This is a genomic window from Clostridium chauvoei (genome assembly GCF_002327185.1).
GTDB classification, from domain to species: domain Bacteria; phylum Bacillota; class Clostridia; order Clostridiales; family Clostridiaceae; genus Clostridium; species Clostridium chauvoei.
Window position 1 is genome coordinate 2771435 of record NZ_CP018624.1, and the last position, 14318, is coordinate 2785752.

14 protein-coding genes and 1 pseudogene are annotated in these 14318 nt (G+C 29.2%); 5 read left to right on the forward strand and 10 right to left on the reverse strand.

The genetic code is table 11. The annotated features are described in order from the left end of the window. Positions 1-4 precede the first annotated feature (4 nt). From BTM21_RS12970 to BTM21_RS12990, 6 genes and pseudogenes are all read right to left on the reverse strand, one after another. Positions 5-561, reverse strand: a pseudogene (locus BTM21_RS12970) (biotin transporter BioY). Positions 562-720: 159 nt separating this feature from the next. Further along, the gene (locus BTM21_RS12975) at positions 721-2076 is read right to left on the reverse strand and encodes a carbohydrate ABC transporter substrate-binding protein (RefSeq protein ID WP_021877029.1); all 1356 of its coding nucleotides are present in this window, start codon (positions 2074-2076) and stop codon (positions 721-723) included. 125 nt (positions 2077-2201) lie between these two features. Then, a complete protein-coding gene (locus BTM21_RS13810; protein ID WP_021877030.1) occupies positions 2202-2357 on the reverse strand; it encodes a DUF6903 family protein in 156 nt (51 codons plus the stop codon). 36 nt (positions 2358-2393) lie between these two features. After that, positions 2394-4550, reverse strand: coding sequence for a 1,3-beta-galactosyl-N-acetylhexosamine phosphorylase (gene gnpA, locus BTM21_RS12980; RefSeq protein ID WP_021877031.1), 2157 nt, complete (start codon positions 4548-4550; stop codon positions 2394-2396). 13 nt (positions 4551-4563) lie between these two features. After that, positions 4564-5460 carry a carbohydrate ABC transporter permease gene (locus tag BTM21_RS12985; protein WP_021877032.1) on the reverse strand — a complete coding sequence of 299 codons (897 nt, stop codon included), beginning with the start codon at positions 5458-5460 and terminating at the stop codon, positions 4564-4566. 12 nt (positions 5461-5472) lie between these two features. Further along, entirely contained in the window at positions 5473-6366 is an 894-nt protein-coding gene (locus BTM21_RS12990) for a carbohydrate ABC transporter permease (protein WP_096145457.1), read from the reverse strand. A 178-nt stretch (positions 6367-6544) separates the two neighbouring features. Here BTM21_RS12990 and BTM21_RS12995 point away from each other — a divergent pair, with 178 nt between their 5' ends. After that, positions 6545-7984: a DDE-type integrase/transposase/recombinase gene (locus tag BTM21_RS12995; RefSeq protein ID WP_079481036.1), complete on the forward strand. Its 1440-nt coding sequence runs from the start codon at positions 6545-6547 to the stop codon at positions 7982-7984. A gap of 322 nt (positions 7985-8306) precedes the next feature. Further along, positions 8307-9164, forward strand: coding sequence for an AraC family transcriptional regulator (locus tag BTM21_RS13000; protein WP_021876793.1), 858 nt, complete (start codon positions 8307-8309; stop codon positions 9162-9164). Between the two features lie 32 nt (positions 9165-9196). On the opposite strand, the gene BTM21_RS13005 is transcribed toward BTM21_RS13000, so the two are convergent. Then, positions 9197-9955, reverse strand: a complete 759-nt coding sequence (locus BTM21_RS13005; RefSeq protein ID WP_021876794.1) for a tRNA threonylcarbamoyladenosine dehydratase — start codon at positions 9953-9955, stop codon at positions 9197-9199. A 133-nt stretch (positions 9956-10088) separates the two neighbouring features. On the opposite strand from BTM21_RS13005, the gene BTM21_RS13010 reads away from it, so the two are divergent. The 3 genes from BTM21_RS13010 to BTM21_RS13020 all read left to right on the forward strand — a co-directional run bounded on the left by BTM21_RS13010 (position 10089) and on the right by BTM21_RS13020 (position 11698). After that, positions 10089-10349: a hypothetical protein gene (locus tag BTM21_RS13010; protein ID WP_096145458.1), complete on the forward strand. Its 261-nt coding sequence runs from the start codon at positions 10089-10091 to the stop codon at positions 10347-10349. Positions 10350-10447: 98 nt separating this feature from the next. Continuing rightward, positions 10448-10915, forward strand: a complete 468-nt coding sequence (locus tag BTM21_RS13015) for a CPBP family intramembrane glutamic endopeptidase (RefSeq protein ID WP_096145459.1) — start codon at positions 10448-10450, stop codon at positions 10913-10915. Positions 10916-11002: 87 nt separating this feature from the next. Then, entirely contained in the window at positions 11003-11698 is a 696-nt protein-coding gene (locus BTM21_RS13020; RefSeq protein WP_021876796.1) for a 5'-methylthioadenosine/adenosylhomocysteine nucleosidase, read from the forward strand. Positions 11699-11737: 39 nt separating this feature from the next. On the opposite strand, the gene BTM21_RS13025 is transcribed toward BTM21_RS13020, so the two are convergent. Genes BTM21_RS13025 through BTM21_RS13035 form a run of 3 tightly spaced genes read right to left on the reverse strand, consistent with a single transcriptional unit; the run spans position 11738 to position 14294 of the window. Continuing rightward, a complete protein-coding gene (locus BTM21_RS13025; RefSeq protein WP_079481714.1) occupies positions 11738-12052 on the reverse strand; it encodes a DUF3784 domain-containing protein in 315 nt (104 codons plus the stop codon). Between the two features lie 55 nt (positions 12053-12107). After that, complete coding sequence (locus tag BTM21_RS13030; RefSeq protein WP_021876798.1) at positions 12108-13355, reverse strand: DUF1015 domain-containing protein; 1248 nt, start codon at positions 13353-13355, stop codon at positions 12108-12110. Positions 13356-13379: 24 nt separating this feature from the next. Next, positions 13380-14294: a D-2-hydroxyacid dehydrogenase gene (locus BTM21_RS13035; RefSeq protein WP_021876799.1), complete on the reverse strand. Its 915-nt coding sequence runs from the start codon at positions 14292-14294 to the stop codon at positions 13380-13382. Positions 14295-14318: the final 24 nt, after the last annotated feature.

Here is a 14318-nt window from a genome sequence, read left to right on the forward strand (position 1 = left end):
AAAATTAACTTGCATATCCTAACTTTCTTAGTAGTGGTACAACTCTAACTCCAACTATTGAAATAATTAAAGTTAATAATAAATCACTTGCTAAACAAGCTATTACCCCAACACTAATTACTTTCCATGCACTCATTACTTGACCTAAATAGAAATTGTAAATTATATACATATGAATACATCCAAATAAATATACAGCCCCAAGACCTACTAAACATGACATAAAAATGTTTTTAGTAGTTATCTCTTTTATTTCCTCGGAAATACGCCCTATAATATATGCTGCTACTATAAAACCTATTAAGTAACCAAATGTAGGTTGAAATATATATTGTGGCCCTCCCCTCTAGTAAAAACAGGTACTCCTACAAGTCCTATTCCAACATAAAGCACTTGTGCTAACATCCCTCTTTTAGATCCTAATAATATTGCACCTAATGCACAAAAGAAATATTGTAATGTAAATGGTACTATTGGCAATGGTATTGTAATAAATGCTCCAATTGCAGTAAGTGCAGCAAACATAGCAATTAAAACTAAATCTCTTGTTTTTAAATTCATAAATATCCCTCCAATGTATTTTGATTATCAAACTATATTTAGATAATATAGTTATTTTTTGCTATTGTCAACCACTTTATTTGCTTAAAGTTTACAATCCTTAAGTTAAATATAAAAAAAGGTGTGATAAAATTTATCACACCTAATTAACAATTTTCACTATTTAATTATAGCTGCTCTTAACTTGTCACTAGCTTCTTGTAGTGCTTTTTGCCAATCTGCAACTGTCTTTTCTCCAGTCATTATTGAATCTACTGTTCCAGTGTAAATATCACCAAAAGTTACACCTTCAACTGGTTCAGTTGCTGCAAATCCACCCATAACTGGCTTAGCTCCGTTTTCGTAAACTTGGAACATTTCAATTTGTAATGGATCTAAATATTTGCTAGCAATTTCTATTGATCCCTTTACAGGAACAACAGCTTTTGCTTTCTCAGCAATAATAGAAACTGCTTCATCACTATACATATAAGCCATAAAATCTTCTGCTAAATCTTTATTTGCAGCATCTTTTGGAATATACATTTGTTCAAAGAAGTTATAAGAATATTGGTCTCCACCATCCTTAAATGCTGGATATGCTGTAAATCCCCATTCAAATCCATCTGCTCTTGGAGCATCCTTCATTTCATCTGGTAACCAAGTTCCATTTGGAATAAATAAAGCTTTATTATCTAAAATTAATTGTTGATTGTTCTTAAATCCTTGATCGTTTGCATTTGCAACAACTGATGGTTCTAAATAGTCTTTAAGCTTAGCTAATGTATCTAAAGCTAATGTTGCTTTTTCTGAAGTCCAGAAACCTTCTGCATAATTCATTGCATTATCAAATGCTTCTACTCCACCAGCTCCTGCTAATGTTGCTGCCATCGTACCATCATAATATCCTGCTGTAGGATATGCCCATAAAGAAAGTCCATCCCCTTTAGCTTTATCACCTAAAGCAAACATTCCATCCCAAGTCTTTGGCACTTCATATCCCTTTTCTTTAAATAATGTTTTATTATAGAATAATCCTGTTGGACTATAGAATAATGGTGCTAAATAAGTTTTTCCATCTCCATATGGATTAGTTGCTGATGTATCTAAGAATCCTGGTAAAATCTTATCTTTTACAGTTACATCTTCACCTGGAACCTTCTTATCTAATACTCCTGATAAATCATGTAAGCCTTGTTCTTTAATGAAAGTTTCAGTTAAAGCTTCTTTTCTACCAGTAGCTAAATAAACTAAATCTGGAACATTTCCTGATTGAATTTGAGGACGAATAATTTCTTCTAAGTTATTCGCAACTGTTAATTCAACCTTAACCCCTTCATGTTCTTTTTCAAAGTTTGCTTTTAAATCTTCCCAATACTCTTTACCATATCCACCCTCAAAAGCAGCTATTTTTAAAACCTTATTTTCCTCTTCTTTACCACTGTCTGTTGTCCCACCATCTTTAGCCCCACAACCTGCTAGAGTTGAAATTAGCATAAATGAACTTAATAAAAGTGCTATTCTTCTTTTTTTCATTTTAATTCTCCTCTCTCCCTTAAATAAGTACCATAATTTTATAGCTTGTCTATATATTAATTTTATTATTTTGTAAACGTTATTTATATAATTTTTTTGCGAAGTATTATAATAATCTTGCTATATTATTGATATCTTTTATTATATAGGTATAATTCAGAAAGTATTCCTGCTAATCCTATAAACATAACTCCTAATCCTGCATAACCTGCCATGGTATTTCCTTTTACAACTAAAAATATTGAAAGAAAAAATACTATTGCATAAATTAGTTTTTTCATAATTTATAACCCCTCCTTAAGGATTTATTATGAACCCTATATATCCATCCATCTTATTTCAGCTGGTTCTAATTCAATCTTAGTTACATTTCCTAAACCATCATATAAATTAGTTATTTGCTTTTCATTTGAATTATTTACTATAGCATATTTATTAGATTTTAAATAAGCTGAAACCTCACAGTAAATATTATCTACATACCACTTTTTCATTTCCGACTCTTTATTAGCTGCATAAAAGCAAGATCTCATTAATAATCTTGTATTTTGCTCTGAATAAGGCAATCCTGCTATATAAACAGCTCTACCTTTTCCATATTTATTTGCAGACATTAATAAATCACCATTTTCGATTTTTATTATTTCTGTATTAGCATTAGTTGCATATATATTTTTTTGACTTTCTCCAAAATCCATATCTTGAGTTAAGTCTTCTGTTATAAAGTGACTATCTACTTGAGTCTTAAAGTACTTGTCCGTACTTAATGAGAATCCTAATTCCTTCTCTACTCCTAGCGCATCTGATAATTGGAAATAGTGTCCTCCACTTAACACAGCAGAAGGCTCTCCTATTCCAACAAATCCACCGCCATTAAAAATCCACTTTCTTACATTTGTTATTATATCACAATCATTCCACTTTTCTCCACCACTAAATGCAGTTCCTGCATCACCTGCATTTATTATTACATCTATACCTTCTGGTATCCCATCATTCTTTATGTCATCAAAACTAATAAACTTAACATCTAAACTCATACCACTTAACGCTTCAATTACTCCAAGATAAGTATAAATTTGCTTATACCATAAAGCATGAGCTACCATATGAGTTTGCCATGTACGAAGTTTTCCCCAGCAATTTAAAATCGCAACAGTCAATCCACAATATGGTTTGTTTCCGTCTATGTTATCATATATTTCTCTAAATTCATCACATACTTTACCTATATACTCTACAAAGTTAGGAAACTTATATGCAAGAGATAAATATCCACCATATCCTATTCTATCAACAGGCTTTCTCATTAAAGCTCTTCTAGCAGTCAACCAATTTTCTCTTGCTTCTATAGTTGGATCATTTCCTTCATAGAAAGTGTCAGGGAAGAAGTATGGTAAAAAACGTCCTTCTGTATATTTAACACCTGGAATATCTGAAATCATTCTTAAAGTTGCACCACTTCCTACTGAACCAACTACAGCATCTAAACCAATCTCTTCAAAATATTTTCCATAAGGTTCTGTTCCTATCCAATTGTCTCCCAAAAACATCATAGCTTCTCTTCCATGTTCATGTGCTATATCAACTAATTTTTTAACATTTAAAGCCACAAACTGTTGTTGGAAATCCATATAATCTAAATATTCTTTTGTTGGAACTCTAAAGGAGGAATTATAATAACCTTGATCAATTATATGTTCAGGTCTTAACTTATACCCCTTAACTTTTTCAAACTCTCTTAAAGCTTCAGCACTAACACTTGAGCTATATCCAAACCAATCTACAAATTTTTCTTTAGCTAAATTATTAAACACTAAAGTAAAGTGATAGAAGAATGTTGTAAAACGGACAACATCTGTTTCTGGATGTTCATCTAACCATTTATGCATAGCCTCAAAAATATGTTGATTAGTTTTTGGTTTTCTTGCATCAAATGGCATTTCATGAGGTTTATCTCCCCAATTATTTGTGATATGGTTATACATTTGAGTTGGATCCCAAATACAATAAGCTAAGAATGAGACTGTGTATTCATGCCATGGTTTAATATTCTTTATTGTAACTTCTTGAGTTTTCTCATTATATTCCCATTTATCTAGACTAACTACATCACCTGTAGTTCTATCTATTACTTCCCAGAATTCCTTAACATCATGATATGAATCTGGTTGAACTTGCTCTTCAAAATATCCATCCATTATTTTAATTGCTAAAGAATCTTCTGTAGCTAAATGATGTTTTGTCATTAAATAAGTTTGTTGTAACTCTTCTCTATTAGCATTAGCCCACTCATTATCTCCACGTGCTACAAAATAAGTTGAATATATCTTTTCGGCTAAACCTTTGATTTCTCTTGGCAACTTAAATCCATCACAATCACGAATTGCATCTGCTCCCCATTTCTCTACTATATCTATAGTCTCCTTGATAAAATTATCGTCTGTTGGTATAGTAACTCTTCCTTTACTCATTTACTTCATCCTCCTATTCCTTTATTCCGCCTACTGTCATTCCTTCTGTTAATTTCTTTTGAACTAATATATATAAAATTATTGTTGGTATCATTACTATTACAAGTCCTGCATACATTGCACCATAATCTGTTGCTGTCTTTTGAACTTGCATTAAATTTATTAACCCTAACGGCAATGTCTTTCCACTATTAGGTAACATTGTTAAAGCAATTATATATTCATTCCAAAAAGCTAAGAAATTAAATAGTACGACTGTTAAAATACTTGGTTTTGCCATTGGAATTATTACATGTATTAACGTTTTGAAATTACTACATCCATCCATATAAGCGGCTTCTTCATATGCTTTGGGTAATGTTCTTAAATAATTCATTAATAGGTAAATGGTAAATGGTAATGCTGTTGCTGCATAAATTATAGCTACCACTATTCTGCTATCTAAAAATAAGGTTAAACTTGCTGGTACAGCAAATATTTGTTTTACTAATTTTTCTCCATCTAATACCATTAAGAATATTGGTACAACGATATAGTTTACGTTTATAAATAAACCTGCTGAAAATAAAAGGTTAATGATTTTTTTACTTTTAAATTCAAATCTTGATAAAACATAAGCTGCTGGTATAGCAACTACTAATAATATTATTAGAGCTAGTCCAGTTACTATAACTGAGTTTATAAAGTATTCTCCCATATTAGCTTCTACAAAAGCTTTACGGAAGTTTTCAAAATAGAACCCTTGTGGTAATGCCCATGGATTACCATAAAATTCTGATTTATGCTTCATTGATGCTAAAAATGCCCATCCTAAAGGAATTAATATACTTAATGCAAAAATACTTAAACATAAATACATAAATATCCTCAATAATTTTTCAGCTGATATTTCTTTAAATGCCTTTTTCATATTAATCCCCCCTTAAAATTCTAATGTATCTCTTTTAGTTATTTTGCTAATTATTAAAGATAACCCAAATGAGAATATAAATATTACAACTCCTATAGCCATTCCATATCCATATGAAGAGTTAGAATATGCCTGCTTGTACATATAATTTAAGAAAACATCTGATGCTCCGTCAGGCCCACCGCCAGTCATAACTTTTACAAACAAGAAACTTAAATTTATCGTACTTATTATAAAGAAAGTTAAAGTAGTTCTTATTGTGTTCCAAATTAAAGGTAATGTTATTTGGAAGAATTGTTGTGATTTTGTTGCTCCTTCTAGATCTGCTGATTCATATAAACTAGCTGGTATACTACTCATACTAGCCATGTACATTACCATGTAATAACCTACAGCTTGCCATATCATAGCCAAGACTATACACCATATTACGACTTTCTGATCTCCAAGCCACATTCTCTTTAAGGATTCTAAACTCAGCACATCTAATGTTGCATTTATAATACCTTGTTTTGGATCAAGTATTGCTGAGAATATAGCAGATATTACTACTACTGATAAAATATTAGGGAAATAGAATACTATTCTGAAGAAATTTTTAAATTTAGTATCTTCTCTAACTAATACTGCTGCCGCTGCAATTGCTAATATTAGAGTAATTATTGTTACAATTACTATTAAAAATAAAGTATTTTGAAAGGACTTTATAAAATTTGCGTCTTTAAACAAGATTGTAAAATTATCAAGCCCTACAAATTTTTTATTATTTGATAATCCTCCCCATTTAAATAAAGACATCCAAAATACATTTAATGTTGGTATAACCATAAATACTATGAATAGTATTAATGCTGGAAATACTGATAAACCCACGAATAATCTTTTTGATGTATTTTTTTTACTCATAAATGTTCCCCCCTTATTTAGTAGTTAGTGTAAAGTTTTTTACACTACTTTTCTTTTTAAATCTTTATATATCAAGGTTTCGCCAGTTTTTTTGTATAAAAAAATAACGACCCCCTAATTTCATGTTAAAATTGAATCTCTAACCAAACAAAATCACACATGAAAGGATGTCGTTATTATGGATTCAATTATAACTTATTTAATTACTTATAATCAATATTTAATTGCCATTATCGGTCAATTACTTTTATTCATCTCAAAACATATTCCACTTAACCAGATGATATTTGATGATTCTAATAGTCCAGAATACCAAAAATTCAAAGTAGATAAGCTACCCACAATTATTAGATTTGAAAAGGTAGACTATATATTACTTTTAGCTTATTACAAACATAAATATAACAAGACCGTAAAACCCGTCCAAAGACGGAACGGGAAGTCTATCCCTAAAAAAACTAAATGTCCTAAGTGTGGTGCACCACATGAATATATATACGATAACAATGGCAGTAAAGGACAGTTTCAATGTAAAGTTTGTGGTCTTACATTTAAAGAAACTAATCACACAACTAAACCAATAGTATTTATATGTCCTTATTGCGGTGCTACGCTTACGGAACAAAAGCAACGCAAGCACTTTAAAATACATAAATGCAATAATTCTAAATGCTTATACTATCAAAGAAATCTTAAGAATCTTCCAAAGAATATTGATCCTTGTGATAAATACAAGTATAAGCTTCATTACATATATCGTGAATTTAATATTAACTTCTTTAAAATGGATCTATATCCAATATCAAAACATGCTACCGGATTTAGTTTTAAGAAGTTTAGCCCGCATATAATGGGACTATGCTTGACTTATCACGTTAATTGTAAAATGTCTACAAGACAAACAGCTCATGTTTTAAAAGAAGTTCATGGAATAAAAATTTCACATAGAACTGTTGCTAATTATGCTCTAACAGCAGCTGCTGTTATTAAGCCGTTTGTTGATACCTTTGATTACAAACCCTCTAAAATACTTTCTGCCGATGAAACTTATATAAAAGTAAAAGGCATTAAGCATTATGTCTGGATTGTAATGGATGCTTGTAAAAGGTCTATTCTAGGTTATCAAGTATCTGATACAAGAGATACTGGCCCTTGTATACTAGCAATGCGTATGGCTTTTGATAAGTTTAAAGACTTCCCTGGAAAAGCTTTAAACTTCGTTGCCGATGGTTACAGTTCATATCCGTTAGCGAAGCAACAATTTGAATTAGAAAAAAATAAAGAATTTAATCTAACTCAAGTTATCGGACTTACTAACGATGATCCAGTATCTGAAGAATTTCGTTGGGTTAAGCAAGTTGTAGAGCGTTTAAACCGTACCTTTAAATCTTCCTACAGGGGTACCTGTGGTTATGGAAGTGATGAAGGTGCTCTTTATGGCTTCTCCCTTTGGGTTGCTTATTACAACTTCTTACGCCCGCATCCTTACAATTACTGGCGTCCTTTAAACGAATTAAAGCAACTAGATGGTATTGACAATATGTCTGCAAAGTGGCAAATTCTTATCAGTCTCGGTCAACAAACCATATTACATATGCAAGAATCACAAACTTCTTGATAAATCATAAAATCAAATATTGATTAAGTTTTTGCCTCCGTTACCGAAGGTCTTTTTAGCATATTCAATTTTAAAATTTTCTTAGATATTATAAAGATATTTTTAACTATTATTCCAAATTAGCCATAAGCTATTTTTTCATACGAAACTTTACACTATCATTTAGTAACTCTCCTTATAATTATTGTATTAATTTGTAATCTTTTACACAACAATATTATTGCTTATTATTTTAGTAATCTTGCGATGAATAATATTTCTAAAAACAATAAATCTTTGTTATAATATATAATTATCAGCAATAAATTTATGAGGTGGTATTATGGGGAATACAAGATATTTAATTACTGATAAGAATATTTATAACTGTAAATATGAATTGTTGTACATAAGTAAGTCCAAATATGAAAACGATTGGCATAGTACAGCTCACTTTCATCCTTTTACAGAAATATTTTTTATCATTAATGGTGAAGGGGCTTTTACTTTAGATGATAGAGATGTAAAGGTTAAACAAGGAGATTTAATTATAATAAATCCTAATTGTCTTCATACCGAAAAATCTATCGTAAAAAATAACCCTTTAGAGTATATAGTTTTAGGAATAGATAATTTAATACTAAACTTTCCCGATTCCTATAACTTAACTAATGATACGAATTCTAAAAAACTCTATAAAATTATTAATTTACAAAGCAGTAGAGATGCTATATTAACCTGCTTAAATTCCTTAATAAGGGAAATTGAGAATAAAGACTATAATTATGAGATGGCTTGCAAAAATATATTAACACTTCTTATAATCCATATCATTCGTAGTATCCCATCTCTTTTAGTAATTGAAGAACCACAGGAAAAACTTAACTTAGAATGTGTTAAGATTAAAAACTACATTGATTCACACTACTCAGAAAACATTACACTTGATATTTTATCTGATATGTCTTATATGAATAAGTTCCATTTAGTACACACTTTTACAAAGCAAATTGGAATTTCTCCAATTAATTATGTAATTAATAAAAGAATTGAAGAATCTAAAAATTTATTGACTACTACTAGTTATTCAATTAGAGATATAGCTTCAATTGTTGGCTTTTCTAATTCCTCTTATTTTAGCCAAGCCTTTAAGAAAGTTACCGGAACTTCCCCAAAAGGATATAGATTAGATAAAAAATAAAGGATAGAAAAGTAACTTTTCTATCCTTTTAATTATTTAACTTCTAGTATATCTTTGATAACTTCTCCACCTAATATCATTCCTGCAACTGGTGGAACAAATGAAATACTTCCTGGTATTTGTCTTTTAGCTGCACATTTTTTTGTACCACCTGTACAAACACATCCTGTTTTACAAGTAACTACATCTTCAGTTTTAGGCTTTCTTGGCATTTCTTCTGAATATACAACTTTAAGTTTTTTCACGCCTCTTTTTCTAAGTTCATATCTCATTACCTTAGCTAATGGACATACCTTTGTTTTATAAATATCTGAAACTTGAAATTGTGTTGGATCTAACTTATTTCCTGTTCCCATAGATGATATTATTTTTATATTTTTTTCATAACAATATTGGGCTAATGCAAGTTTAGCTGAAACAGTGTCAATTGCATCAACAACATAGTCAACATCATCTGGTACTAAATCACTTATATTTTCAGGTGTTACAAATACTTGATGAGTTGTTACATTACATTTCTTATTTATAGAAAGAATTCTTTCTTTCATAACTTCAACTTTAACTTTACTTACAGTATTATATGTAGCATGTATTTGTCTATTTAAATTAGTTAAGCATACTGTATCGTCATCTACTAGAATTATATTTCCAACTCCAGCTCTTGTTAAAGCTTCAACAGTAAAACTACCAACTCCCCCTACTCCAAATACCATTACTTTAGCATTTTTTAATTTTTCTAAGCCCTCACTACCTATAAGTAGTTCTGTTCTAGATAATGGATGTTGTAACATTCATATCTCTCCTTTGTTTATTATAATTTATAATTATTTTAGACTATTGTTTGTATATATACAAGAATATTATTTATATCTATAATGGTATTATATGTTAAATATAAATTTACTAGTTTTTGGAGGTCTAAAATTGAGAAGATTATTTAATAAATATTTTTCACCATATAGAAAAATAGAACAATTAAACATATCTTTTGGTATATTTAAAGCAATATTAATACTATTAGTATGTAATATTATAGAGGTAATTTTTAATAGTATTCCTAATTTTATTATTCCAGATAGTTTTTTAAATAATAATATGATTGTATTATTGCCTTATGAAACTATCTTATTCTTTTATTACCTTATATATGGAATGATATTAGTGGTAAAGATACTAAAGTTATAAATACCTATAAGAAATTTAATTTAAAATCAATAATTTATCCATTTTTATTAGTTATATCCTTTAGGTTAATTTATGATTCACTTATTTATCCTTTAGTAATGTTAGTTCCTGAAAGTGATTTTTTAAATGAATTTACTTCTATTGCAAATAATAATTTCTTATATTTCTTTATTAATGCAATTTTATATGCACCATTTACAGAAGAATTATTATTTAGGGGAATTATACTTAATGGCTTACTTGGAAAATATAGTGCAAAAATAGCAATCCCAATTTCAGCTTTACTATTTGCCTATACTCATTTTAATTTTCATCAAGGTGTCAATGCCTTTATTTTCGGTTTAGCCTTAGGATATATATTTTATAAAACAAAATCATTATATTTAACTATATTCTGTCACTTTATAAATAATTTGATAGCACTTATCACCTTCACCCCCTCAAATCCTATAGTTTTTCAAATAACAACATTTTTATCAGCCTTTATAGGACTTAGTTTATTAGCTTTCATAATTGTTAAATATACGCCAGAATATAATAAAAACTTGAAAAACTTAGACCTTTAAGGTCTATTAAATAAATTATTTTAAGTATATAATAATCATTAGGTTAATTATTCTATTAACCTAATTTTTTTATGGAGGATTTTAATAATGGTTTTAGGAATTATAAGTGCAATGTCAGAAGAATTAGAAATTCTTTTAAAAGATATGACTCTAGAAGAAAAAATTGAAAAGGCTAATATGACTTTTAATAAAGGTAAACTTGGAAACACAAGTATAATTGCTGTAGTTAGTGGTATTGGTAAGGTTAATGCTGCTGTATGCGCACAAATACTTATATCAGAATATAAGGTTGATTCAATAATAAATGTAGGTGTTGCTGGTGGTATCGGTAAAGATATTTATCCTGGAGATGTAGTAGTTGCTACAGATTTAGTTCAACATGATATGGATACAACAGTATTTGGAGATCCACATGGTCAAGTACCTAGATTAGATACTTTTGCTTTTAAGTGTGATGAAAAATTAGTTAAAGCAGCTATGGAAGCTTGCGAAGAAATAACTGAAATAAACACATTCTCTGGAAGAATAGTTTCAGGAGATCAATTTATTTCAAGTGTAGAAAAAATTCAATGGTTTGAAAAAGAATTTGGTGCAATATCATGTGAAATGGAAGGTGCAAGTATAGCTCATGTTTGCTACTTAAACAATGTTCCATGTGTTGTTATTAGATCCATTTCAGATAATGCAAATAATGGTGCTCACATGGACTACGAAAAATTCATACCATTAGGTGTAAGAAATTCAACAGCAATATTAAAGACAATGATAAATAAACTTTCTTAATAAAAAAGTCGGCAATTCATTATGCCGACTTTTTCTATATCACTCTTCATTTGTGATAAGTTGCGCTCCTACAAAAGTTGCTATAAACCACACAATAAGTGCTATTACTAATACAAGTATACTTTTTTCATAACCTGCATAATCTATCAAACCGAAGGATATCAATATTAAACCCAATGCATAAAAACTATTTGCTAAATAATCACTAACCTTATTTAAAAATGTATTTTCTTCATTATTATCTATTGTATTTCTATAAGTTTTAATATATGGATTTATCTTCCCCTTCTTTATTAATGCTCCAATAGCTATTGAGAGTATCATCATAATTATGCTAGTTAATAAGGTTAACATAATAATTCACTCCTAAATCAATATTTATAAATATTGATTTATTATATTCATAAGTTTACTTTATTGACATTAATTTATGAATAAATAAGCCACTTCTAGGTTTAGGTTCGAACCATGTAGATTTTGGTGGCATTATTCTTCCACTATCTGCAATAGTCATAATATCTTCAATTGAAGTTGGGAACATTGAAAAGCTTACTTTCATATCGCTGTCAGCTCGTTTTTCTAATTCTTCTAATCCCCTTACCCCTCCGATAAAAGCAATTCTATTTGATTTTCTAGGATCATCTATTCCTAATATAGGTCTTAAAATATTATTTTGTAATATTGATACATCTAGTTGTTCAACTGGATCATCAATGTTATATGTTCCATCTTTTGCTTCTAATAGATACCACTCTTTTTCTAAATACATTCCAAAGGTATGCTTTTTACTTGGTTTTACTTTATCCTTTGATAAAGTTATTTTAAAATATTCTCTTACTTCTTCTAAGAATTTTTCTTTAGTTAATCCATTTAAATCTTTAACTGTTCTATTATAATCTAAAACTTGTAATTCACTATCTGGATATGCTATTGATAAAAAGAAATTAAATTCTTCTTCTCCTGTATATTCCTTGTATTCTTTTCTTCTAAGCTCTGCTACTTTAACTGCCGATGCTGATCTATGATGTCCATCAGCAATATATACGTAATCCACACCCTTAAATAAGTTTTCTAAGTTATTTATTGTCTTTTCATCATCAATTAGCCAAACTACATGCTCATTGCCATCTTCAGATGTGAAATTATACACTGGCTTCTTTTTAACCCATTCATTAATTATATTTGATATAGATTTATTTTCTCTATATGTCAAAAATATTGGACCTGTATTGGCATTACATCTATCAACATGATTAATTCTATCTAATTCTTTTTCTTCTCTAGTTAATTCATGTTTTTTTATAATATTATTTTTATAATCATCTACTGAAGCACATGCTACTAAACCTGTTTGTTGTTTTCCATTCATTATTTGTCTGTATATATAAAAATAAGGCTTCTTATCTTGAATATACCATTTTAAATCTATCATTTTTTCTAAGTTTTCTTTTGCTTTATCATAGACTACATCATCATACATATTTATAGACTCATCTAAATCTATTTCAGCTCTATCTACATGTAAAAATGAATATTTATTTCCCTCTACCATTTTCTTTGCTTCTTTTCTATTCATAACATCATAAGGTAATGCTGCTATTTTTGATGCAAGCTTTTTTGTAGGTCTTAATGCTTTAAAAGCCTTAATTATTGCCATACTTTCTCCTCCTAAGATTAAATATTAATCATCTATTTCAAAAAATTTCTTTATAGTTGATACAACTTCCTCTTCTATTCTTTCTTGTGCCTCTTTTGTTGCTGCTCCAATATGCGGAGTACAACTAACTTTTTCATTATTTACTAAAGCTTTATTAGCTGTTGGCTCTTCTTCAAAAACATCTATACCTGCCCCTGCTACCTTTCCACTATTTAAAGCTTCTAAAAGAGCTTCTTCATCTATTACTTTTCCTCTTGCACAATTAATTATATAAACTCCATCTTTCATCATATTTAATTCATTTTTCCCTATTAAAGCACCTTTATTTTTATCATATGGAACATGTAATGATATAAAATCTGAAGTTTTAAGAATCTTTTCTAATGATATAAATTTATACTTTAAATCCTCATGCTTTCCTTCAATAGTATAATATTGAACTTTCATTCCTAAAGCCTCTGCTTTTTCTGATAAAGCTCTTCCTATTCTACCCATTCCAATTATCCCTAATGTTTTGCCGCTAATTTCTATTCCTTTATATTTTTTCTTGTTCCATTCTTCATTTCTCATTGTATGATTAGAAATTCCAATAAATCTAGCTACTGCAAGCATGTGTCCAATTACTAATTCTGCTACAGCACTTGAACTTGAGTTAGGAGTATTTTTAACTACTATTCCATTATTGCAAGCATACTCTACATCTATATTGTCAATTCCTACTCCAGCTCTCACTATTAGCTTTAGCTTTCCTTTTATTGCTTTTTCTAAAACATCTTTTCTTACTTTAGTGGCTGATCTGACTACTAAAACATCAAAATCTTTTAATTTTTCTTTAAGCTTATCATTATTATAATGTTCATTTATAATTTCAAAGCCTGATGCTACCAACTTGTCTATAGCATCCTTTTCTAACCCATCACTTGCTAAAACTTTATACATTATATACCCCCTTATTAAATAAGA